Source organism: Algoriphagus sp. PAP.12, assembly GCF_026652115.1.
GTDB lineage: Bacteria > Bacteroidota > Bacteroidia > Cytophagales > Cyclobacteriaceae > Algoriphagus.
In genome coordinates this window covers 200,288-223,364 of the sequence record NZ_JAPPSQ010000001.1, presented here as the reverse complement: position 1 = coordinate 223,364, position 23,077 = coordinate 200,288, and the positions used below count along the sequence as shown (strand labels likewise).

General features: G+C 40.2%; 20 protein-coding genes. 9 read left to right on the top strand and 11 right to left on the bottom strand.

Translation table 11 applies throughout. From position 1 onward, the window contains the following. Positions 1–5 precede the first annotated feature (5 nt). From O0V13_RS00890 to O0V13_RS00880, 3 genes are all read left to right on the top strand, one after another. A complete protein-coding gene (locus O0V13_RS00890; RefSeq protein WP_026956267.1) occupies positions 6–314 on the top strand; it encodes an HU family DNA-binding protein in 309 nt (102 codons plus the stop codon). Positions 315–333: 19 nt separating this feature from the next. After that, positions 334–1,155 carry a tetratricopeptide repeat protein gene (locus O0V13_RS00885; protein ID WP_268033109.1) on the top strand — a complete coding sequence of 274 codons (822 nt, stop codon included), beginning with the start codon at positions 334–336 and terminating at the stop codon, positions 1,153–1,155. Positions 1,156–1,342: 187 nt separating this feature from the next. Further along, on the top strand, positions 1,343–2,914 hold the full coding sequence (locus O0V13_RS00880; RefSeq protein ID WP_268033108.1) for an Rne/Rng family ribonuclease: 1,572 nt from the start codon (positions 1,343–1,345) through the stop codon (positions 2,912–2,914). A 186-nt stretch (positions 2,915–3,100) separates the two neighbouring features. Here O0V13_RS00880 and O0V13_RS00875 read toward each other — a convergent pair whose 3' ends face one another. From O0V13_RS00875 to O0V13_RS00840, 8 genes are all read right to left on the bottom strand, one after another. After that, a complete protein-coding gene (locus O0V13_RS00875) occupies positions 3,101–4,210 on the bottom strand; it encodes a DUF4221 family protein (RefSeq protein ID WP_268033107.1) in 1,110 nt (369 codons plus the stop codon). A gap of 48 nt (positions 4,211–4,258) precedes the next feature. Further along, complete coding sequence (locus O0V13_RS00870; RefSeq protein ID WP_268033106.1) at positions 4,259–5,476, bottom strand: hypothetical protein; 1,218 nt, start codon at positions 5,474–5,476, stop codon at positions 4,259–4,261. Between the two features lie 36 nt (positions 5,477–5,512). Beyond that, on the bottom strand, positions 5,513–6,265 hold the full coding sequence (locus tag O0V13_RS00865) for a LytR/AlgR family response regulator transcription factor (protein WP_268033105.1): 753 nt from the start codon (positions 6,263–6,265) through the stop codon (positions 5,513–5,515). Further along, positions 6,262–7,344: a sensor histidine kinase gene (locus O0V13_RS00860; protein WP_268033104.1), complete on the bottom strand. Its 1,083-nt coding sequence runs from the start codon at positions 7,342–7,344 to the stop codon at positions 6,262–6,264. Before O0V13_RS00860 ends, O0V13_RS00865 begins: the two co-directional genes overlap by 4 nt. Positions 7,345–7,410: 66 nt before the next feature. After that, positions 7,411–8,061 carry a hypothetical protein gene (locus tag O0V13_RS00855; RefSeq protein ID WP_268033103.1) on the bottom strand — a complete coding sequence of 217 codons (651 nt, stop codon included), beginning with the start codon at positions 8,059–8,061 and terminating at the stop codon, positions 7,411–7,413. A gap of 10 nt (positions 8,062–8,071) precedes the next feature. Next, entirely contained in the window at positions 8,072–10,231 is a 2,160-nt protein-coding gene (locus O0V13_RS00850; protein ID WP_268033102.1) for a TonB-dependent receptor, read from the bottom strand. Between the two features lie 189 nt (positions 10,232–10,420). Further along, positions 10,421–11,539, bottom strand: a complete 1,119-nt coding sequence (locus O0V13_RS00845; protein ID WP_268033101.1) for an amidohydrolase family protein — start codon at positions 11,537–11,539, stop codon at positions 10,421–10,423. A gap of 82 nt (positions 11,540–11,621) precedes the next feature. Continuing rightward, complete coding sequence (locus O0V13_RS00840) at positions 11,622–14,177, bottom strand: M14 family metallopeptidase (protein WP_268033100.1); 2,556 nt, start codon at positions 14,175–14,177, stop codon at positions 11,622–11,624. Positions 14,178–14,271: 94 nt separating this feature from the next. On the opposite strand from O0V13_RS00840, the gene O0V13_RS21700 reads away from it, so the two are divergent. Genes O0V13_RS21700 through O0V13_RS00835 form a run of 3 tightly spaced genes read left to right on the top strand, consistent with a single transcriptional unit; the run spans position 14,272 to position 14,936 of the window. Beyond that, positions 14,272–14,532, top strand: coding sequence for a PLD nuclease N-terminal domain-containing protein (locus tag O0V13_RS21700; RefSeq protein WP_442780905.1), 261 nt, complete (start codon positions 14,272–14,274; stop codon positions 14,530–14,532). Positions 14,533–14,535: 3 nt separating this feature from the next. Beyond that, positions 14,536–14,760, top strand: coding sequence for a PLDc N-terminal domain-containing protein (locus tag O0V13_RS21695; RefSeq protein ID WP_442780904.1), 225 nt, complete (start codon positions 14,536–14,538; stop codon positions 14,758–14,760). Between the two features lie 2 nt (positions 14,761–14,762). Next, on the top strand, positions 14,763–14,936 hold the full coding sequence (locus O0V13_RS00835; RefSeq protein ID WP_268033099.1) for a PLD nuclease N-terminal domain-containing protein: 174 nt from the start codon (positions 14,763–14,765) through the stop codon (positions 14,934–14,936). A gap of 1 nt (position 14,937) precedes the next feature. Here O0V13_RS00835 and O0V13_RS00830 read toward each other — a convergent pair whose 3' ends face one another. Beyond that, the gene (locus O0V13_RS00830) at positions 14,938–15,828 is read right to left on the bottom strand and encodes a TIGR01777 family oxidoreductase (protein WP_268033098.1); all 891 of its coding nucleotides are present in this window, start codon (positions 15,826–15,828) and stop codon (positions 14,938–14,940) included. 154 nt (positions 15,829–15,982) lie between these two features. On the opposite strand from O0V13_RS00830, the gene O0V13_RS00825 reads away from it, so the two are divergent. From O0V13_RS00825 to O0V13_RS00815, 3 genes are all read left to right on the top strand, one after another. Next, positions 15,983–17,176 (top strand): voltage-gated chloride channel family protein, encoded by a 1,194-nt coding sequence (locus O0V13_RS00825; protein WP_268033097.1) that lies wholly within the window; start codon positions 15,983–15,985, stop codon positions 17,174–17,176. A gap of 73 nt (positions 17,177–17,249) precedes the next feature. After that, positions 17,250–19,064 carry a TrkH family potassium uptake protein gene (locus O0V13_RS00820; RefSeq protein ID WP_268033096.1) on the top strand — a complete coding sequence of 605 codons (1,815 nt, stop codon included), beginning with the start codon at positions 17,250–17,252 and terminating at the stop codon, positions 19,062–19,064. Positions 19,065–19,075: 11 nt separating this feature from the next. Further along, a complete protein-coding gene (locus tag O0V13_RS00815) occupies positions 19,076–19,765 on the top strand; it encodes a potassium channel family protein (RefSeq protein WP_268033095.1) in 690 nt (229 codons plus the stop codon). Between the two features lie 5 nt (positions 19,766–19,770). Here the strand turns inward: O0V13_RS00815 and O0V13_RS00810 are convergent, their stop codons facing one another. Beyond that, positions 19,771–20,580, bottom strand: coding sequence for an ion transporter (locus O0V13_RS00810; RefSeq protein WP_268033094.1), 810 nt, complete (start codon positions 20,578–20,580; stop codon positions 19,771–19,773). A gap of 40 nt (positions 20,581–20,620) precedes the next feature. Then, positions 20,621–23,077 carry a bifunctional UDP-N-acetylmuramoyl-tripeptide:D-alanyl-D-alanine ligase/alanine racemase gene (locus O0V13_RS00805; RefSeq protein ID WP_268033093.1) on the bottom strand — a complete coding sequence of 819 codons (2,457 nt, stop codon included), beginning with the start codon at positions 23,075–23,077 and terminating at the stop codon, positions 20,621–20,623.

Genomic DNA, 23,077 nt, shown 5'->3' with positions numbered 1-23,077 from the left:
TCACAGTGACAAAAGCAGAAGTAATCACCAAGATTTCGGATAAGACCGGAATCCAGAAGGATGATGTGACACAGACAATTGAGGCTTTCTTCAAAGTAGTAAAAGACTCTATGTCGGAAGGAGAAAACATTTACGTGAGAGGTTTTGGTAGCTTCATCAACAAGAAGAGAGCAAAGAAGATTGCACGTAACATTTCAAAAAACACCGCTATCGTAATCGATGAGCACTACATCCCGGCTTTCAAGCCTTCCAAAGTGTTTGTTGAGAAAATCAAAAACAGCAAAAAAATCAAAGAACTAGCTCCTCAGGACTAATCCAAGGGGGTTATTTGATATGAAAAAATCACAGCTCTTTCTCATCATTATTGGAGTTTTGGCAGTCGCAGGTTTGTACGCCCTGCCAAAAGTAGTGGTAGACAATGAAGCCCAGAACGCCGTTTCTGAAACGACATCTGAATCTTCAAATTCCTCTGGTTCCGAAGCTGCAGCAATGCATGAGACAGAGCTAAGTCCTGAAAAAGAAGCTGCTCTGGCTGATTTGAAATCAAAATCCAATTCTGATTCCGAATCTTACTCAGAGAGCATGCAACAGTTGGCTGAGCTGTATCAGGAAAAGGGTAAATACGATAGTGCGGCTTATTATTTAAGTTTGGCAGCAGATAAAACTGGCGATTTGGCCTTAGCTGAAGAAACAGGAAATGCTTTTTATGAGGCATTTACATTTGCATTAGACCAAGAAAAAGTAAATTACACTGCGGAAAAAACCCGTGATTATCTAAACATGGTGCTGGATAACGATCCCACCAGAACGGATTTGAAATCTAAAATTGCCATGACCTATGTGTCTTCTTCCAACCCAATGCAAGGGATTACCATGCTGAGGGAGATTTTGGAAGCAGATCCTCAAAATGAAGATGCACTCTTCAACATGGGAATCTTGTCAATGCAGTCGGGACAGTACAAAAGAGCTACTGAACGATTTGAAGAATTAGTTCGTTATCACCCGGACAACCTTCAAGGACAATTTTACTTGGCGGTGAGTTATTTCGAAGCCGATCAAAAGAATAAAGCGAAAGCTCAGTTTGAGAAAGTGAAGGAGATCACTCAGGATCCTATGATTTTGGAGAGTATCCAGACCTATCTTGACAGGCTATAAATATTTGTAACACTTTAAATAATAAGACTATGCCTTGCGGTAAGAAAAGAAAAAGACATAAGATCTCTACGCACAAGCGTAAGAAAAGACTTAGAAAAAACAGACATAAGAAGAAGTAATATACTTCTTCTTATACCCGTTTTTTAACAAAAACAACACGTTCATTTACATAGTATAAGACGAGATTTTGAGTACGGAATTGTTAATAGATTCTGCTCAAAACGGGAGTCGTATAGCCCTACTTCAAGATAAAAGCTTGATTGAGTTGCATTCCGAAGGGATGGACAATCAGTTCAAAGTTGGGGATATTTACCTAGGTACAGTGCGGAAAATCGTCAATGGGCTGAATGCAGCCTTCATTGACGTGGGCTACGAAAAGGATGCCTTTCTGCACTACCAGGACCTAGGTCCAAATTTCAACAGCTTGATGAAGTTCACCAAAATGGTGCGCAACAACAATTATGGCAACTATAACCTGAAAGGCTTCGAAAACGAACCTGAGATTGACAAGATTGGAAAGATATCCAATATTCTCTCGAAGAATAATCAAATCTTGGTTCAGGTCGTCAAGGAGCCAATTTCAACCAAAGGGCCCCGACTATCCTGTGAGCTCTCTCTTCCTGGTCGGTACTTGGTACTGGTGCCTTTTTCAGATTCGGTCAACGTTTCCAAAAAAATCCGCAGCAGTGACGAGCGCAAAAGACTATTGAGACTCATCAATTCTATCAAGCCAGCCAATTTCGGTGTGATCATACGTACCGTGGCAGAAGGTCAGTCCGTTACCGAACTGGACAAAGACCTGAGAAATCTTCTCAGCAAATGGGAAGAAGGCATGAAAAAATTGCTGAAGGCTAAAAGTCGTGACAAGGTCATAGGAGAGATGAGTATGGCTTCCTCATTAGTGAGAGACCTTCTCAATGAATCCTTCGATGCAATCACCGTAGAAGAAGAATCAACTTACGATCAGATCAGATCCTACATCAGGTCAATAGCCCCTGAAAAAGAAAAAATTGTCAAGCTTTACAATGGAAAAGCCAAACTCTTTGAGGGTTTTGGAATTGAAAAGCAGATCAAAAGCCTGTTTGGACAGACGGTCAGCCTTCCTCAGGGAGGATATGTGATCATCGAGCATACAGAGGCCCTGCACGTCATCGACGTGAACAGCGGCAACAAGTCCAATCAGGAAAGTGACCAGGAATCAACAGCATTAAAAACCAACCTGGTTGCTGCCAAAGAAATAGGCAGACAGCTTCGCCTCCGAGACATGGGAGGAATCATCGTAGTCGATTTTATCGACATGAAAAGAGCCGAAAATAAAAAGGCTATCTATGAAGCGATGAAAGAGGAGCTGAAATCTGACAGATCGAAACACACTGTTTTGCCTCTGAGTAAATTTGGACTCATGCAAATCACCAGACAAAGAGTCCGGCCGGAGGTCAATATCGTGACGAAGGAAACCTGCCCGGCATGTAACGGAACCGGAAAAATCCAGGCTTCGATCCTGGTAGCCGACAAACTGGAAAAAGATCTGGAACACATTGCTACTATTCAGAATGTAGACAAAATCCAGATCGGGCTGCATCCCTACCTGCACGCATATTTCACTACAGGCATCATAAGTCGCCGAGTGAAATGGTTTTTCAAATATTACAAGTGGATAAAACTGATCAAAGATTCTTCCCTACCGGTGACGGAATACAGATTCCTAGATGAATCTGGTGAGGAAATAGAACTACAAGTAAAAAGCGAGACTGAGTAAGTCTCGCTTTTTTTGTTTCTGGGGGTTTAAAATTCCTGTTTTTTGTTGCAATGACTCTTGCCTTTACGAATCATTGCAATAATATCTTCATCTCTAACTCCAATCTTCAGAAATCATTTCAAGAGTATCAATGCCCAGATTCGTGTCCCCACGAATCGTATTCTTCTGCTTCAATTTGAACCTAAGTCACCGACTAATTTTTGAAAAATCTAGCTTGACATATAGAACCTCTTCTTCGACCGCTCCAAATCCCAAATAAAAATAATAGCCATCAGGGGTTGCAAATCCTCTGTGTGAATTTGGGAGATTTTCCAACTCCGCAATTTTTTCTAGCCTTTTATTCAATAAAATTAGTTTTTCATAATATGGATGTTCAGGGTCACTACCTTCAGGTTTGAGTCCTGAAAGTGCATGTCTTAAATAGATTTTTTGATAGGGATCATAATCAATCCATGTATAGCGACCCGAATCATGATCTGGTTCAAAAGCGATAAATTCCCCAGATGGTACTGTTTTTCCTTTTTTGAATATTAACGGTTCTTTGGGGGAAGCGTCTTTCCAGGAGATGCTTTGATCCTTGATTATCATCAGACTATCTAAAACCGGAAAGGAAACGATTGACTCCTGATTTTCTGGATTAAAGAAATGGGTATATGTACCCAGATTAGGGTCATCATAAAACTCTCTCATAAAAGCCGGATAGGGAAATGAAATGTAGTCCCATGTTGAATCTTCCAAATTGTATTTGAGGACCCAATCCTGAAAATCAATTATATTTTCATTCAGCACGTAAGGAACATCTGCAATTAGCAATTCATTGCCAATTTTTGAAATTCGGTTTCCTGCCATGACTGTATAATTCGAATACAACCTTCCTTCTGGGGTTTCCGGTAATTTCCAGCTTTGGATTACTTTAGAATCAAAACCTGCCAGGTGAATTTTTGAATCAGCATCAATCACATAAATTCCTTTTGGAGTGATCTCATTTTTAAAGGAAGTACTTCCCAACCCATCCGGGCCTTCTGGAAAATAGAATCGTTCAAATGCTTTATTTCCCTCAGGATAATGAAAACCTACGAGGTGCAGTTTTATGAAATCTAAAAGAAACTCACCGCTATCAGTTTGAGCATAAGTCAAGGAAGGAGAAATTCTTGCAAGGTTCATGTCTTTCTCCAAAACAAGTGTATCCGCTATCAATTCTTCAAAATCAATAATAGGAGTGGAGTTTTCAGATTTTTTCGTGCATGAAAATGAAATGAAAACTAAAGCGAAAAATAAAAGGATCTGATGGCGCATAGCTGGAAAGTTTGTTACAGAAATCTAAAAAAAATAGTTGATCAAAAATCACTTCTTTATAAACTCAAAATTCGCCCAGTTTTCTAACAACCTAACTTCGGCATCACCAGTAAATGGATGAAAGGATACGATTAATTTTTCTACTCTTAGCTGATGCCTTCCAGATTTTAAGCCGTCCAAACTAAATGTTGATTGATAGACTTTTTGACCGGAAGGAGATAGCCGGTACTTTCCCCAATCATTGATAAGGACCAAAGAATCATTGATATAAATCCGGTGAAGGTCTGCAGTTTCATCCATGTCAATCCATTGGAGTGTATCCAAAGCAATTGAATAGTCAGACTGAAGGACTTCCATTATTTCCCGATCGCCCTCATACCTGGCGAGCCCTATTCGGATTCGGTTATCACCCACCTCTTCTTTTGGTAAAAAGGCTCTAGGGAATCGCTTTTGAGGATCATGATGGTCTTCAAAATATAAATGCTTTGCAGGCCACTCTCTTTCCTTTGCCAAAACATTGCTTTCATTGAAATACATAGAAAAGTCCTCCGTATCTGAATATATGATAGGTGTGGCAAGAATCACGATACATATCATATATAAAATTGAGAACCATTTCCCTGTGTTGCTTTGGTAAATAGCATTGATAGAACTTACAATGGTCCTGCTATACCATGTTTTGAATTGAGTTTTTCTTTTACTCATCATCAGGAATGCGATGAATAAACTTGACAATAAGAAAAATGTATAGACCTGAAAAAATGAAAGGTTTAACCAAATGTAGATGAACAATAAAAATCCTAAATAAATGGTCATAGTCAAAAAAACGATAACCATGGATACCGGGTAAGCAAATGTACTTGAACAGATTTTTTCAAGTTTTAAAACCATTTGGTCAGGGCTTTGGTATTCAAATCCTTGGGCATTTTTAAAAAGTTTATCCTGAATTACTCCTTTTGGAAAAGCATAACTCAATCCCAGTAAACCTGTCCAGAGGAACCGCAATGCCAAATGCACAACAAAAAATATCTTGAAGATGCTGATAATGCCGGTCAGGTAGAAAAGGATGATCATGCCAAAGATGAAATCCAGTCCGATATCCTGAATTAAATACGCACAGAACTCATATATTTTAGTGGGAAAGATGAATAGGAAAGCCAGTATAATACCCGAAATGATGACCTCTGGCTCCCAGCTGTTTCGCTGCAAATTCTCCAGCCAGCTTAATTCTTCAGACTTTCTTTGAGTATCCTGGTCTTTATTCATTCCAAAAAATAAACAGAATCAGTCGAAAAATTAGAATTATTGGTCTAGCCAGGATTTAAATTCCTGAACTTTTTCCCGACTGATCAGGATATCCTTATCATCACAATGCTGTAAAGTAATTTTCAACCGGCTGTTTGAATAGGTGAAAATTTCATTCACAGAGTCCAGGCTACAAAGGTATTTTCGGTTGATCCTAAAGAAAATTTTGGGATCCAGCTGCTGTTCTGTTTGTTCCAATGTCTGATCAATCACATATTTTTTCCCTTCATGAGTTTGTAGGAAAGTGACTCGCTCTTCACTGAAGAAAAAGGAAATTTGCTCTACAGGAATGCTTTGTATTTTTTCACCGTACTTGACCAAAAACCTGGATTTAAAGGTTTGCTGTTTCGGTTCGAGCAGATCTTTGATCATTCCCAGATCAATTCCGGATTTGAGTTGCTGGGATTTGAATTTGGCAATTGCTCTTTCCAAATCATCTGGATCTATTGGCTTCAAAATGTAATCCACGGCATTTACTTGAAAAGCCTGAATGGCATATTGATCATAAGCCGTGGTGAAAATGACAGGTGTGGATAAATGCACATTTTTAAAGATCTCAAAGCTATTTCCATCCGCCAATTGGATGTCGCAAAAAATCAGATCAGGATGTGGATAAGTCTCTAGCCAATTTACTGTTGAAGTAATGGTGTCAAGGTTTCCGTAGATCTCCGCTTCGGGGAAATGAGGCTTTAAAAGCTTGATGAGCCGATTGGCTGCAGGACTTTCATCTTCAATAATCAGAATTCTCATGACTCAATTTTCAAAAGTGGAAGGATAACCAAAAACTCATTTTCATCGGATTTTATTTCCGGTTTTTGATTACTCAATACATGATAGCGCTGCTCTATATTCTTTAATCCTATGCCTGTTGAGGATTCTTCTGTACTGTTTTTTGGTTGAAAATTATTACTTATCCACATCTCCTCTCCTTTTTGAATGATGTTGATAACTAGCGGATTGGCTTTGCTGGCCACATTGTGTTTGATTGCATTTTCTAGCAAAAGCTGAAGTGAGAGAGGTGGTAACCACTTATTGTTTTCTTCTCGGATTTCTATCGAAAATTGAAGACTTTCCTCAAATCGGATTTTCTGCAAATCCAGATAGTTTTTGGCAAACTCTACTTCTCTTTTCAAGGTGACCAATTCCTCATTTTGAACCTCCAAAACGTACCTGTATATCTTGGAAAGTTTTTGGATGAAGGCTGCAGATTTGTCTGCATCTTCATAAACCAAGTTTGAAAGAGCATTCAAGGAGTTAAATAAAAAATGTGGGTTCAACTGGTTTTTCAATCCTTGATATTGAGCGGCTAGTTTTTCTGATTTTAGTTTTTCAGCTTCCAATGCAGATTTTCTCCATTCCTTTAGCCATGACCAAGTGGTAAATAGGCCCATGAAAATAAGAGCCGCCCACATAGGCATTTTTGTATAAGGGAGAAGTTCTATCCAAGGAATATTATCCGAGGGGATTTGACCGTCTATAGTCGCATAAATTACAATGATGATATAGGAGGTTACAAATGCATAGGACATGTAGAAGACAATAGTCAATACGATCCTTTTGATAGGAGCCTCAATCCATGAAATCCTTTGATCTAAATAGAATACCACTAGATTTCCTCCAAAACTCAAAACAGAAGAAAAAATAAAAGACACCAGAAATTCCGGTAGAATATTCTTCAGGCCTTCCCAAGAAAGCCAACAAGTGGGACAGACAAAAATTAGAATCGTAGTAGCAATTCCAGCTTGGACTGCAATAAATCGAAGGATATTAAAATAGCTCCACTCTCTATTTGATTTGAAGGAAAGCCCTGATTTTAAAATATTGGACATGGATTTGAATATAGGAAAAATGGCAGAACCGATTTGTATTTCGATTCTGCCATTTTGAATTAGGTGTTAGTTTTGTTGGCAAGCCTTTTCAAATTCGGAAGCGATTCTTGAACCCCAAGTTGGCATGATGTAGGAATCGGTGATTTTCTCTTTTTCTTTTCGAAGCAGGTCACCTCCCATTTTTGCCATTCCACAGGCCTTTTCAGAACCTGATCCAAAGAACTGAGCCATTCCCCATTCCATCTGTGCCATCAGAAGCACTGCACGTGGGTTTTCCTTATCCAGAGAGATAGCTTTACCAAATAATTGCATTGCCTGAGGTGTCATACTTTGTCCACGATTGGATGGATCTACACTGATTTTGCCCATTATAGCATAACCTTCCAGCGCAGTTAATTCAGAGTTTTCAGGAGCTATTTTCTTGGCCTTTTCAATGTATTCCAATGCTTGCTCAAAGGCCTGATCTTTGTCAACATCAAATCTGAAGGCAGACTCGATCTGAAGCAATCCTGCGTAATATAGGGGAAGCCATTCCTCAGGTTGGGCTTCTGAAATTCTCAAAAATGTATTCGAAACTTTTTGGGATTCTTCTAAAGTTTGGATGGTTTCCATAGCCTGGATTTGCTTTGCCATGGCTTTTTCAAACGCAGGATCAGATGCTTTTAAAATGTTGATCCAAATAAAAGATAGAGCGAAAATTAGAAAGTACTTTTTCATGATATTTTGATTATAAGTTGTTTAGATTATTAGCTGTTTTGTCTTTGGAAAGGGTTAGAAAAACTCCCAATAGCAGGAATCTTGGTGCTGCCTGTCCAGAGGGGAGAGACTCATAAACACCGGATGCATTGGGTGTCTGCGCATACTGGTAGCCAAATACATTTTCTCTTCCCAATACATTGCTGACTGCGAAGTGTATGATCAGGTTCGGCTTGGGTAAGTAGCTCCAGCTTAGGCTCAGATTTTGGAATGAGAGGGTCTTAGAGTTCATTTCTCCTTCTTGATTGGGGTCGGTATAGGCATATCCGTCGTTCATGGAATAGCTCAACCCAAGTTGGGACTTTAGTTTCTGCATAGGATGTTTTGCGACAAAGGAGAAGTTATGCTTCGGAGCAAATGCCGGCTGTACTTTTGTGCTGTATTGGTCAAACTGCCTTTTGCTATCTACAAAGCTGTAGGTGATCCAGAAATCTACATTTTTGATCAATCGGCTGTCACGGTAGAAGAAATCCATTCCTTTGGCATAGCCCTTTCCTTCATTGATTGGATTTTCCGGTGCAAGAGGTAATCCATCAAAAGTGACTAAGTTTTCATAAGATTTGTAAAATGCCTCTGCACGAACAGTTCTTCCACTTTCACTGTATAGGTAGTTTAATATCAAGTGCTTGGATTGGACATTTTTCAAATCTGGATTGAGAACTCTGAAGTTTTCCACGGGAACCTGAGAGAAGGTTCCTCCTGCCAAAGAGATTTGTCCTTTTTCAGTAAGCTGGTAAGCAAATGATGCTCTTGGATCTATCCAGCTTTCCTTATTCAAAGAGCTAAGACCTGCTCTCAATCCGGATCTAAAAACCAGTTTTTTGCTCAGATAAAAGTCCCATTCAGTAAATCCATAAAATTGATTGTCTACATAATCTCTCTCCAGATTAGCTTCCACAATTCCTTCACTGTAGCCGCTTTGGATATACTCGATTCCTGAGTTGGCAGAAATCCGATCGGAGAAGTCCTTAATTCCTGTGAATTTGGCATGGATCAGTTTGCTGTTCTTTTGAAGGTTGACAGAATCATAGAAAATATCATCTGTGTTGTTGGAGTAAGAAAGTCCAGTGAAAAGTGTCCAACCGTTTTCGTAGGCTTTTTTCCAATTGGACTGAGCAAATGTGTAACGGTTGTTGAGGTCTATGTAAATACCTCTTCCTTCCTGACCTGCTTGTTTTTGCCAGAGTTTCATACCTCCTGATTCGGTTCTGGCCATCACTTTTAGTAGGCTTCCGTCTGATAGTTTTTTCTGGGAAGCCATTTCCAAATCCCAGCTGTGCGGTCCTCTTTCCCAGTCGATGTTTTGCTTAATCAATTTTTGATAGGGGCCTAAGTCAAAGAAATTGCCCGTAACGGTGATGCTTTGCTTAGCAGAAGAAAGCGTATGAGAATATCCTCCTCCTAAAGACAAAAGACTTAAATCACCTTGACTTCTGGGTGAAATATCTTTGGAGTTTAGAGCTAATGCTGATGACAAAGCCTGCCCATATTCCGCAGAATATCCACCTGTGGAAAAGAAGGTTCCCTTGAAAAGATTGGGATTGAATCGGGTACGAGTCGGGAAATTTCCGGCTGTAGACCCATAGGCATTTCCTACTCTCAACCCGTCAATGTAGATTCCTACTTCGCTGGCATCTCCACCTCTTACGAACAATCTCCCGTCATTGCCAACTGTGCTTGTTCCAGGCAAGGTTTGAAATGCTCCGATGATATCTCCCATGGCACTTGGAGTGGTCACGATATCCAGCGGTTTCAAAACAACGGCTTTCGATGCGTCCGAGGCTTGCATCGCCCCGGCTGAGATTGTCACTGCATTCATTTCAGTGATCATTTCTCGCAAGGATACATCTTGGAAAGCAATCGGATTTGAATTACAGACAATGGTGAATTCTTGGTTTTTGAACCCCATCAATTGATAGATGAGTGTCTGTGAACCTTCTTCCTCTGTTTCAAATTCAAAGGTTCCATCTGCATCAGAAGTGGCTCCATCGTAGCTTCCATTGATGTAAATATTTACACCGGGAAGAGGAAGGTTTTTCTCATCAAGGACTTTTCCAGAAATAATGGTTTGGGAAAAAGCTCCCCAATGGATCAAGAAAAATAGGGCAGTTAAATAAAGTTGGCGTGTCATATCGTCTCAATGTTTGATTCGAATATGCAGCCTTCCTCTGGGCCTATAAATTAAAGCTGACTGAAGTGTAGAGATTTGTGACTGAACTGTAAAATGGGGAGGATGAAGGAAATTGATACTTCATCAACTTTCAAATAAAAATGGAAAGCCAATTTGACTTTCCATTTATTTCTTTGATTGAGTCTTCGTTTATTCTGGGAAAATTGAGGCGTCCATCTTTGGTACGATTCGGAGCGCATTTTTGTAATAGACCTTTTTGAGAACCTCATCCGGAAGCCCCAGTCCGTACATTCTCCAGAAGGCATGGTATTTTTTGTAATAAGGGAAATACTCATCCTCTGTTTCTAAAACCCGGAAATAAGTGTGGAATTCTTCGGGATTGTAAGCATCCTTTCCAAACAAAAGTCTATCCTGATATTTGATAAAAAACTCCTTCGCTCTTCGTGGTTGTCTACCAAATTCAGCGATCACTGCACCAATACCGAAGTTGACGTTTGGGAATTTCTCCAAATGAGCTCCAGCGGCATCCAAATCATTGGCCATCCAGCCCATATGTGCATTGATGAAAGTGGTTTCTGGATGCTTTTCAAATACATGGTGCTGTTCTGCGATGATCTGCTCAAATGGTGCAGGGTCTGTGGCTGATCTTTGTCGGTTAGGGTGGGTTTTGAGTTCAAGCCATCTTTCATTCAGTGAGTCCATAGGTTGCCAAAACTGAGCTGGATCGGCAGAGTGAATGATCACTGGGATTCCCAACTCTCCTGCTTTTGCCCAAACAGGATCCAAATCCGGATGATCTACGGGAACTCTATTTCCATTGATGTCTTTGACATTGAGCCCGAGGCTTTTGTATATTTTCAAGCCTACAGCTCCGGCGGCCACGTCTTCTTCTAATTCTTTGACTGCGATTCTGCTCCAGTTTTCATCCCCAATTCCCGCAAAATTGATGTTGGTAAAGACCAAAAATCGACCCGGTGCATGCGTGTCAAACTCATTGATCATTGATTTGATGTATTCCTGTTGGGAATTACTGTCTCCACGTCCAAAGCCCCGTCCACTGAGATTGACCAAAACTCCCATATTCAGTTCGTCCATTTCGGAAACGAGCTTTTCGATTTTGGCCTGATCTATTCCTCCCTGATGGCTATGGATATCCACAAAAGGATACTTTGCTCTTTGTACTGGGTTTTCTGGGACTTTGAGAGTGGATGGTGGATTGTATTCCTCAAATCCCATTTCTTGGGCCTGTGTTCCAAAAATGATCAGTGAGAAAAATAGGCTGAGTGATAAGTGTATAGGTTTTTTCATAATTCTTTAAACTGGGTTTTAAATGCTTGGGATTCACCGTTTAAATAAAAAAATCCCGAGGCTTAACCCCGGGATTCAAAACTTATCGAGCAGTACCTCCTGAGATGACTTGCCCAAAGAATATTGCATTCATGTACAGTTTGTTGGTTCCGAACCAGAATGCTCTGAAGTTCATGTTATCAGCAAAAGCGATAATTTTTCCTCTTCCGACTCCCCGGACCTGAATGACAGAACCGTTTTGAATACCTGGAAGATTGCTTGGGTGAAGGTATCCAGAGGCTAGAGGATTTTCTGTATAAACTAATGGGTTACCATATGGATTTTCAGATGGCTCTAAGAACAGATTGTCATTTCTGAAAGTATGGATTTCTGAAGAAGAATAGCCATATCCGATTGGGTGAGTAATATCCAACTTCGCGTTGAAAATAGCTCCGCCGGTTACTTTTGCTCCGGAGGCATTATCATAGTCTGCATAGGACTTTTGCAGGCCAGTTTCAGCATTTTCAACGGTTCGGAATTTGAAATCTTCTACTTCAGCCTGAGCTAACCAGCGGATCGCCCCGCCTTTTGCCAGCAATGTATTCCCTTGGCTAATCCATGATCTCAATGCCTGAGCTTCTGACTTTCCTAAACTATTGTAATAACCATCCGGCATCAGAATAACATTGTATCGATCGATTACTGAGCTGCTGATACGATCCAACGGAAGCAATGTCACCGGTATCTCATATCGCTGATCAAGCAAATGCCATATTTCACCTGCTTCATAGCTATCGACTCCACCATCTACCAAAAGGGCGATTTTTGGAGCTTCCAAAGGAGACATAAATGTCGAACCTAGGTTGGCACCTCCTGTATATCCTGTGTTCATCGCATAAATATCAACGGTGGAAGCTGATGCGATTTCTTGAAGCTTTTGGAAGAATTCCTGGTCATTCATCCCTGATTCCCCTTTACCAATCAAAAGAGTACCTCTACCAAAGACCTTCCCTTCCGGAGTGGTGAATTCTGCATTGGCTACTCGAATCAAGAAATCTTCTTTCATTAATTTATAAGCAGCTTTCGGAGCGTAGTAGTCGGTCCACTCCATGGCATATTGATAAGCTCCTGCGTTTCCGAATACTTGTCCCGGTTTCAAAGAAAACTGAGACTTATCGATTTCCCGTACACTTGCCAAATTCAAAATGCGGCTATTCAATGCCATGTAGTCCAAGTTGAAAGCCATAGGGTAAGTCCAAGCAGAGATATCATAGAAGAGAGAATCTGCAAAGCTGGTTCTGGTCTCAAACATCGCCTTAATCAGACGGTATTGAGGTTGATCAGCAGGGACGATGTATGAATTTTCCTTTTTGAACTCCTGACCATTGATAGTAATATCTTCATTGAGGCTGAAAACCTTAATGTCATGTTGCAAAATCAAATCTGCCAAATGATAGCTTTTCGCATCATCTGCCTTATTCCCAAAAATGTAAGCTTTATTCGCATCGGCATCGGTTTCAGTTTTGATGTCTTTGTAAAAATCCTTCATCCATTGGTTCAATTCCTGACGCATTTCTTTGGCAGCCTGGAAGGAGGAAAGATTAGCCGTGAATTGATTTCTGATGGTGAATGGAAAGCTCAGCATGCCATTTACAGATTCCTGCAGGTGTCCACGTGAGCTAGCTTGCTCAAACAAAATTCCAATAGAGCCTTGTACATCGGGATAAGTTGATCCTTTTCCATAGTAGAAATCATCGTAATTCTCTTGGTTGAAATAAAGAGAACCGATTTTGTCTAACGCCTTTGCGTGATAGGTTCCGATCTTTTTGGTCAACTCAAAGTTCTTCTCGGGAGTCAAAGGGTGCATTCTAGCCGGTACGCCAGGCTGGAAAAAGAAAGTGCTGTTGGTTCCCATTTCATGGAAATCCAAATGGATGTTTGGTAACCAGGATTGGAAGACTTTAACTCTATTTCTAGATTCTGGGTGCTGTACAGGAAGCCAATCTCTGTTCAAATCAAACCAATAATGATTGGTTCTCCCTCTTGGCCAAGCTTCATTGTATTCACGTCCGTTTGGATCACCATTTAGATTATATGCTTTGAAAGAATTTACCCATGAAGCGAATCGATTTAAGCCATCAGGGTTAATTGCGGGATCTAAAAGTAATACGACATTTTCCAGATCTGCTTCGATCTCATTAGCTGCAGCAAAATGATAGGCTGCCAAAAGTGATGCATTGGCTCCACTTGGTTCATTACCATGGACTGAATATCCCATAAACATCACAACTGGCATAGAAGCTATGTCCACAGATGCATTTGGGTCTCTAAGTTTTGCTCGATCAGCTTTGATTTGATCCAGTTTGGTAAGATTCGAAGGAGAAGAAATAGTCAAAAGAGTCTGAGGTCTTTTCTCATAGGTTCTGCCAGTTTCTTCAAAAATCACCCGGTCAGAAGCTTCAGCCACAGCCTTCATATACATGACCAATTGATCATGGCTAACGTGCCATTCACCTACCTCATAACCTAGGACTTCCTTGGGTGTAGGAATGTCAGGATTGTAGGTATAGCCCTCAGGAAGGTAATATTTTAGATCTACCTGAGCATAGCCAAGGCTAGCTATCATCAAAAGTAGCATCAAAAGCGCACCTTTTCTCATATCAAAGTTTTAGTTAAATTTTAGCTAAATTCTTACTTATTTATCTCTTAAAAAGCTATTTTAGGAACAGTGGTAAATATAATATAAGAAGCTTATGGATTTTTTTGTACTAGAAACTAATCTCTGGATTTGGCAGGGTTTGTCCTTTATTGTTGGCCTTTCCTTATTTGGATTTTGGGCCTATGCCTTGATAGATGTCATTCAAAGTGAATTCAGATTTCCCCATGAGAAGTTAACTTGGATTCTATTTATCCTATTACTTCCTCCATTTGGGACTTTTCTATATTTGGCCAAAAGCAGAACAAGCAAGAAAAGGAGAAAATTTGAACCTAATTTTTCATCAAACAGAAACTAAGGCATGAGCCAACTTACATTTATTCAAAATATAGGAGGAGGGTCAATTCTATTGTTTGGACTCCTTTATTTAATCTTCTGGGTATATTGTTTGGTAGATATTCTAAGATCAAATTTTAAAGATCCGAATATGAAATTGATCTGGATTTTAATTATCCTTTTCGCTCAATTGATAGGCCCGATTATATATTTGGTCATTGGAAAAAATTCAAAAACAGCAACCTTTTAAATATGTCTTTTCTTGGATTAATTGGTTTGGCAATTTATGCCTACACGATTTATGATGTGGTTACAAGCAATTTTGCAAATGATTCAGACAAGATCATTTGGATTTTGATCGTGGCATTGGTGCCATTTTTGGGTACAATACTTTGGTTTGTAATCGGCAGAGGAAAAAGACTTTAATTTATCTGCTAAAAAGGTCCTTCAAAGCAGGTGACAGTTCAAAAAATTCAAAATGGAATCCCGCTTTCTGGATTTTCTGACACGAAACCCTATTTCCACCAAGCACCATTCCTGCCATTTCACCTAATACTATTTTTAGAATAAACCCTGGTACCCCAATTCCTAAATACCTTTTTCCTTTGGCATAAGCTGCCTCTTTGGTCAATTGCTGATTTGTGGCTGGATTAGGGCCTACTGCATTATAGATTCCTTGTAGTGTAGTTTTTTCCAAAGCAAAGACAAACATCCGAGCTAGATCATCAATATGAATCCAGCTCATCCACTGATCTCCCGATCCAAGCGGAGCAGCTACTGGTGGTTTCAACATTTCCTCCAAAGCCCCACCCTTGCTTGAAAGGACGATACCGATCCTTAGCATTACAGTTCTGATGTGTAAGGCTTCGATTTGCTTGACTTCATTTTCCCAAGCGACCACCACTTGAGATAAAAAATCATTGCCAGAAGGAGAGTTTTCGTCGATTAGTTTGGTTTGGGTATCCATCCCATAATAGCCGACCGCTGAGGCAGAGATGAACGTTGAGGGTTTGTTAGCAGCTTTCTCAATTCCTCTGAGAAGCAAGGCGGTACTTTGGGTTCTAGACTGTAGGATGGCTTGTTTTCTTTCTGGAGTCCATCTTTTTTCCGCAACGCCTGCTCCTGCCAAATGAATAATGGCATCTGCCCATTCTAAAGCTTCAGGGTCTATCTCTTGCTTTTTGATGTCCCAAATAAAGGACATTTGATCTTGGGAAGACCTACTGAGCCATGCAACCTGGTAGCCTTTATGCTCCAGTAAGCTGGTGATTTTTTGGCCGATTAAGCCAGAGCCTCCTGTGATCAGAATATTTTTCATGATGGTGTGTTGATACCTCCAAAGGCCAATAAAAGCCTGAGCTTTGGATTTTCCTATTTTAACTAGAACTTAAAATCCAATTTCTATTCCTAATTTGGCATTCTTCATTTAAAAGGTAGTTTTGGATTTTATCAAAGGGACAAAATACATTGGTTTGTGGCTGATACTTGGCCTCCTAGTAGGGCTGTTGTCTGGCTCCGCATCTGCAGTTTTTTTAATAACCTTAGACTGGGCAACAAGTTTTCGTGAATCACACCTTTGGATCATAGCCTTTCTTCCATTAGGGGGATTTGTGATCGGGTGGACCTATGATAAACTGGGGCAAAATTCAATCAAAGGAAATAACCTACTTTTGGATGAATTGTATGATGAAAAACAGCCCATACCACTCAGAATGACACCTTTGGTCCTTTTCGGGACGATTTTTACTCATTTTTTTGGAGGATCAGCTGGACGTGAGGGGACAGCCGTGCAAATGGGCGGATCATTGGCAGATCAGGTGAATAAATGGATTCCCATTTCTTCTGAAAATAGGAGGATTTTGTTGATTTCTGGCGTTTCGGGAGGTTTTGCATCTGTTTTCGGAACACCGCTAGCAGGGGCAATTTTTGCATTGGAATGGATGCATACCGGGAAATTGAGGTGGAAATCTATTTTTCCTGCGTTTTGGGCTGCATGGGTAGCAGACTGGATTTGTGAATTGGGGTGGGGTGTAGGACACACTGCGTATGAAATTCCCCAAGTGGCACCCCATACTTTCATTAATTTTCTTTGGATAATTCCAGCTGGAATCATCTTCGGTTTGGCAGGGAAGCTATTTGCTGAAAGTTCCCATTTCTTTTCCAAAACTTTTAAAGAGAGGATTTCTTATCCTCCTTTCAGACCGCTCATAGGTGGACTCTTTATTGCACTTTTTGTATGGATAACGGACAGTACGGTTTATTTGGGATTAGGAGTTCCAAGGATAGTAGAAGCTTTTCAGACTCCATTGCCTTGGTATGATTGGTTGGCAAAAACGGGTTTGACTACTTTCACCTTAGGGGCTGGTTTCAAAGGAGGTGAAGTCACTCCACTTTTTTTCACCGGAGCCACCTTGGGAAATTCTTTGGCCACCTGGATTCCGCTTCCTCTGGCTTTGCTGGCGGGGATGGGATTTGTTGGCGTCTTTTCGGGAGCTACCAATACACCGATGGCATGTATTGTGATGGGGATGGAGTTATTTGGGTATGAGTCAGGAGTGTTTTTGGCTATTGCCTGCCTAATTGCATATGTGTTTAGCGGCAGATCTAGTATTTATTCCTCCCAAAACTTGGAAAGAAAGGTGAATATATTTCCAAAAAAAGAGTGACTTTTTGTTGAATCGTTAGTTTAAAAGTTGAACCTTTCATGATTAATTAATTTTACAAGGAAGGATTTCTCATATGAAACTGAACCTTAAATTTTTTTCCAATCCAGATAAGAATCTGTATTTCTTGAGAAAGCTCAAGTCAATTGTGGAGGTAGTGGTTCGGTATAGTAGTTTTATTGCCTTCGGGATATTGCTTTTTCATCTAGGATATGATCCTGATCCATTGGTGTTTGCAGTATCTTCTTTTGTATTTACATTTTGCCTTATCCTGATAGGTGTAGGATATATTTGCAAAATTCTATTGAATGAACCTTCTATATTGGTTGGAAGGGTTATGTTAGAAATTTTACTCTCCTTATTCCTTATTGGGTTTTCTTTTTTAAGATGGAATATTTTTGGAATGGAGTTTTCAGAGGGAATTTTGAGTTATTCCCAACAGTATTTTCTGGTAAACATTCTGGTAGTTATCCTCTTTTTTATAGAGGTCAGTAAGTTAAGTCTGACGATCAATAAGCTCAAAGCTAGCCCAACTTTGGTGTTTATTATGAGCTTTTTGATTTTGATTTTGATCGGAGCCATATTGCTTAGTTTGCCACATGCTACTACTAATGGAATCACTTTTATAGACGCTCTTTTCACATCAACATCTGCCGTTTGCGTTACGGGCTTGATAGTATTGGATACTGCAAAAGATTTTACCTTTTTCGGTCAAGTGACAATTATGCTTCTTTTCCAAATTGGAGGATTGGGTATCATGACATTTACTTCTTTCTTTGGATTCTTTTTCAAAGGGAGTTTCTCATTGGAAAGCCAACTTTTGATTCGGGATTACATCAATGAAAACAATGTTAGTGAGGTTTATTCAACTTTGTTGAAAATTGTATTTTTCACAATTTTAACAGAAATAGTTGCTGCTTTTTTGATTTACCATTTCACAGATGATAGTTTGTTTGCCACAAAAGGTGATCACTTGTTCTTCTCTGCATTTCATGCCATTTCAGCTTTTTGTAATGCGGGTTTTTCAACTTTAAGCAATGGCTTGTATGAGTCTGGATTCAGAGAAGCATACAATATGCATTTGGTACTTGCATTGGCTATTATTTTCGGTGGAATAGGCTTCCCTGTCGTGATTAATTACTATGATTATTTCAAACACGTAATTGTTGGAGGAGTAAAAAGTATGTTGGGGATAGAGGCCTATCGCCATGTTCCTCGGGTTACTAATATCAGTACAAGGCTTTCGCTGTATACCACCTTTATTTTGTTGATTGTGGGTTTTGTCACTTTTGCGATTTTTGAAAGGAACAGCACTTTGGAAGGCTTGAGTGGCTATGGGAAATTTGTCACTTCATTCTTTGGATCAGTGACACCAAGAACTGCGGGTTTCAATACAGTCGATATGAGTGCTTTGACTGTGCCTACTATATTGATTTATCTGATTTTAATGTGGATTGGAGCCTCTCCAGGGTCTACAGGTGGAGGTCTCAAGACCAGTACATTTGCAGTAGCCATTTTGAATACCTTCAGTATTGCTTCCGGGAAAAAGAGGGTTGAGGTATTTCATAGACAAATATCCAATGAAACGTTAAGGAAAGCATTTGCTGTGATTTCACTCTCTTTCTTAGTCATTGGAATGGGGATTTTTATGGTGATGCTTTTCAATCCAGAATTGCATCTGATTGATGTTTCCTTTGAGGTATTTAGTGCTTTTTCAACTGTGGGATTAAGTGTTGGGATTACCTCTCAGTTAGCCACAGGCAGTAAAATAGTTGTAATGATCTGTATGTTTATGGGTAGAGTTGGAACACTCACCTTGTTGATTGCTTTGGTAAGGAAAGTTGGTGAACAGCGCTATAAATATCCAGACGAGAATGTCTTTATCACCTAAATGAAATTGAAATGAAATACATCATCATAGGAATGGGGAACTTTGGTGCCTATTTGGCAATGAGGTTGACCGAAATGGGTCACGAGGTGATCGGTGTGGATAATAATGAAAACAGAACTGAAATCATCAAAGATAAAGTTACCCATGTGGTGACATTAAATGCTACTGATCCTCAGGCTGTCAAAAATCTTCCAGCTCGTGATACCGATGTGGTGATCATTGCTATTGGTGAGGATGTGGGAGCGTCTATACTTTCTACGGCAATTTTCAAGCAGCTTCAAGCAAAACGGATTATCGCCAGAGCCATCAATTCACTTCACGAGACGGTGATTAGAAGTATCGGCGTTGACGAAATTATTCATCCAGAAGAGGAGACCGCTGACAGGCTTTCGAAAAGACTTCAGATGAAGGGTGTTTTGGATTCATTGCAGATTTCTGATGAATACAATATCGTAGAGGTAAAACTTCCAAAGAGGTATGAGGGGATGAAAGTGTCTGAAGCTGATATCCGAAAGGAATTTTATCTCAATATTCTGACGGTGATCAAAATGGAAGACAAGACCAATCTACTGGGGATAAAAACAAAGGAAAAGCGAGTGATTGGGGTTATCACTCCAGAATATACGCTCGAAGAAGGAGACCTTTTGTTGCTTTTTGGAAAGATCAAAAACATTCAGGAATTCTTAAACCTGGACGAATAAGCGCTTTAGTCAAGTGGATATCCACAATTTTTACAAAAGTGATCATCTCGGTCCAATCCGTCTTTTCCACAATGAGTGCAAGTTCTGGTGGAGGCGTGATGTTCTGGATTTTTTTGCTTGGCCATTTCAGCACTTACTATCCCAGTGGGTACGGCGATAATGGCATATCCCAAAAGCATAATCAATGAAGCGACGAATTGGCCCAGCGGTGTTTCAGGGGTGATATCTCCAAAACCAACAGTAGTCAATGTCACAATCGCCCAGTACATGGATCTAGGAATACTGGTAAATCCTGTTTCAGGTCCTTCGATGATGTACATGAGTGTTCCCATGATTAGTACGATCGTGACCACAGTGAAGAGGAAGATTTGAATTTTCGCAAGACTGGCTTTTAGAGATTTTTGGATAAAATCTGCTTCAGCCAGGTACCTGCCTAGTTTGAGAATCCGAACCACTCGTAGAAGCCTCAAGGCCCTTACTACAGTCAAAAGCTGAACATTGGCAATGAAAAAACTCAAGTAAACTGGTAGAATTGCCAATAGATCTACGATTCCATAAAAGCTGAAAACATACTTCATGGTCTTAGAAGTCAACCAAACTCTGAGGATATATTCGATTGTGAACAAGAAGGTGAAAAGAAGTTCCAGAATAAAAAAGACCCTTCCGTATTCGGCCCTCAAATCTGCCACAGAGTCCAAAATCGCTACGATAACAGATCCGAAAATCAGGATCAGTAAAATCACATCAAATAACTTGGAAGCCCGGTCATTGGATTCAAAAACTATATGGGCCAGTCTTCTTTTAGTCAAACTCATTCCTGAATTTAGAAAAAAATGGGATTTGAAAATGGATTGATTAGTCCAAGTAGTAAACTCTCTTCACTCTGGTGCTGATATTTGTTAGGAGTTCGTAGGGGATAGTGCCTATTTGATCGGCTAATTCTTTGAGAGAAATCTCGGGGCCGTAAATTATAGCCTCATCTCCTTCATTCGCATCTAAGTTGCTAATATCCACCATCACCATGTCCATACATACATTTCCGATCACGGATGCTTTTTGGCCATTGATTAAAACAAATCCTTTTCCATTGCTAAACCTCCGGTCATAGCCATCTGCATAACCGATTGCCAGTGTGGCGATTTTCCCGGATTGTTTCATTACCCCTTTTCTTGAATAACCTACTGTTTCTCCTTCTTCTAAATGTTTGATTTGGGAGATAGTAGTTTTTAGAGTACTGATGGATTGGAGTTCAGAGGAATATTTCCCAGTGACTTCTAAGCCATAAAGCCCTATTCCCAATCTTACCATGTCAAATTGATGCTCTGGGAAAGCCACAATCCCGGCAGAATTCAATGCGTGAAGGATCGGTTTATAAGAAAGGCTCTGAAGCAAAATCTGAGACATTTCGCTAAAAAGTGCCAATTGCTGGATGGAAAATGAATAATGGATCTCTTCATCAGCACCTACTAAGTGGGTGTAAATGGAGGCAATTTCTAATTGAGGGTTTTTGCCGATTAATGGAATCAGTTCCAAAAGATGATTCTTTTCAAAACCCAAGCGATGCATTCCGGTATCCAGATCCAAATGGATTTTTATGCTGTGGTTTTCTGCTGAAGTCCATTGGGCTAGTTTCTTGAAAAAATCTAAACTAAAAACGACAGGTTCGAGATCAAAAGTCTTACAGAGTTGGAAAGACTCAGCCATTGGATTCAGCACCATGATAGGTAGTCGAATTCCTTGCTTTCTAAGCGCGACTCCTTCATCCGTATAAGCAACCGCCAAATAATCCGCGCCCATTTGTTGGATGTGGTTTGCGATCTCGGTTGCTCCGCCACCATAGGCAAAGGCCTTCACCATCACCATTACTTTGGTGGTCGGCTTCAATTTCTTTTTATAAAAATTGAAATTATGGGTCAAGGCATTCAGATTGATTTCCAGAGTCGTCCCGTGGATTCTCTGCTGAAGATGATTGACGACATTTTCAAAACCATATTCTCTCGCACCTGTGATCAAGATCAAATCATTGGTGAATTCTTCGATATTGAGGTTTTGGATCAGGTCAGCGGTGGATTCAAAATAATTGAAATCTGATTCGAGGAGATTTCTGAGTGCATTGATTTCTGTGCCAACTGCTATCACCAAGTCGATCTCATGGGAGTTGATCAACCTTGATACTTCCGGGTAAATTTTTTCCGGCTGTCCCTGTTGTTTGAAATCAGATAGAATCAGGATTTTCCTGTTCTTGGGCCTTTGCTGTCGCATAAAATCCAATGCCACTCTAAGGCCTGCCAAATCATTGTTGTATGTATCATCTATCAGTAGGGATTCATTGATTCCCGGCTTCAAAGTCAAGCGCATATTTACCTGACGAAGGTTGGAAATTCCTTCCTGGATTTTCTGAGGATCTAGACCTAAGCTTAGACATCCAATGATGGTGTTTGTAAGATTTTCGAGAGATGCGGTATCAGAAAGTCCCGTTTGGAAAGTATAGGTGCTTAAGTCTGATTTCATCAAAAAAATCTTGGAGACACCAGCCTGCATTTTGATTGATCTGGTAAAATCTGCCCCGGCTTTATCAGACCAGGAGATGAGTTTCTCTTCGGAGAATTGACTCTCTAAAACCTGAGCTACTTCAGTCTGGTCTTTGCAATAGATGACCAGGTCGGAATCTGTAAATAGCTCAGCTTTTTCTTTAACCTTTTCCAGTCTATTTGCGAATCCTGAGTCATGAGCTGATCCGATATTGGTAAATATTCCCAGATTCGGTTTGGCAATTCTCTCCAAATTCCCCATTTCTCCTTTTTTGGAAACACCGACTTCCAGAATCGCTACCTGATGATAGGATTGAATTTCAAAAACTGAAAGCGGAACGCCTACTTGAGAATTATAGCTTTTAGGGCTTTTTGCAACAGAAAATTGTTGACTCAGAAGCTGTCCAAGCCATTCTTTGACAATGGTTTTACCATTGGAACCAGTAATGCCAATGACAGGTTTTTCAAATTGTTTTCGTTGAAATGCAGCCAATTTTTGAAGAGCTATCTTGGTATCAGGAACTTCTATAAGCGCTATTTTCTGATCTTCAAGTTGGAATCCTTTATGGACCAAAAAACAGGCAATTCCTTCGTTGACAAGTTGAGGGATAAATGTAGCCCCATCCGCTTTTGCGCCTTTCAAGGCAACAAATAGGGTTGCTTCAGGCTGAAGGATCTGCCTAGAGTCGATACTGACACGGGAAATCAATCCAGGATGATCTCCACGCAAGGTACCGTCCACAATATGGGCGATTTGCAAAGCTGTAAGAGCTTGAACCAT